Source organism: Komagataeibacter intermedius TF2 (assembly GCF_000964425.1).
Taxonomy (GTDB): Bacteria; Pseudomonadota; Alphaproteobacteria; order Acetobacterales; family Acetobacteraceae; genus Komagataeibacter; species Komagataeibacter intermedius.
The window spans coordinates 1-929 of sequence record NZ_BANF01000377.1; the positions used below are offsets into that span (position 1 = coordinate 1).

The 929-nt window shown below is 60.2% G+C and carries 1 protein-coding gene; it reads left to right on the forward strand.

What is annotated here, in order from left to right; genetic code table 11:
* A partial coding sequence (locus B7449_RS17590; RefSeq protein WP_048883956.1) for an ArdC family protein occupies positions 1-714 on the forward strand: 714 nt, incomplete at its 5' end.
* Between the last annotated feature and the right edge of the window lie 215 nt (positions 715-929).

The window sequence follows — 929 nt, forward strand, 5'->3', positions numbered from 1 at the left end:
GTAGAGATGCAGGGGTTTTCTACCCAGAAATGGCTGACGTTCCGTCAGGCGCATGCGCAGGGCGGCAATGTCAGGAAAGGCGAGAAGGGAACGACGGTGTTTTATGCTGACCGTTTCACGCCAAAATCGGAAGCGGGTTCCGACGAGCCACGCCAGATCCCGTTTCTAAAGCGGTTTACGGTGTTCAATCTTGACCAGTGCGAGAACCTGCCGGAAAGCATGGTCGCGCCGACCGCGCCGCTGCCGGAACGCGAAATCGTGCCGCACGCGGAAGCGCTGATGCACGAAACCGGGGCGGACATCCGTATCGGCGGCGACAAGGCATTTTATGCCCCGGACGGGGACTTCATCCGGGTTCCGCCCCAGCAGTCCTATTTCAACCAGATCGATTGGTACAGAACCGTCTTTCACGAGATCGGACACTGGACCGGGTCCGAAATCCGGCTGTCGCGCACCTTTGGCAGACGGTTTGGTGACCATGCCTACGCGGCCGAGGAACTGGTCGCAGAGATGACATCAGCTTTCGTATGCGCGGAACTGCAGATCGAGCCGACGGTCCGCCATGCGGATTACATCGGGAACTGGCTGGCACTGCTGAAGGCTGACAAGCGCGCCATTTTCACCGCAGCGAGTGCTGCTTCAGCCGCGGCCCAATACATTTTCAGCTCATCGACACGTCAGCCGTCTCTCGAGGACGTGGCTTCTGCCGCCTGAAACCCAACCCTGAAAACCTGTGCGCCCGCAAGGGCCCACTGGGCGATGGAGTTCATCATGCCTGTCTTTGCCCTGATTGCCACTCCCGCCGTGCGCATCCGTTCCGAGCGCAGCACCATCCTTCAGGCGCTGCCGATGGAACACCTTGGTGCACGGGGGATGACAGAAGCCCGGACGCTCGCGGAAATCTCGACTGCCGTAACGCTTTACGGTGA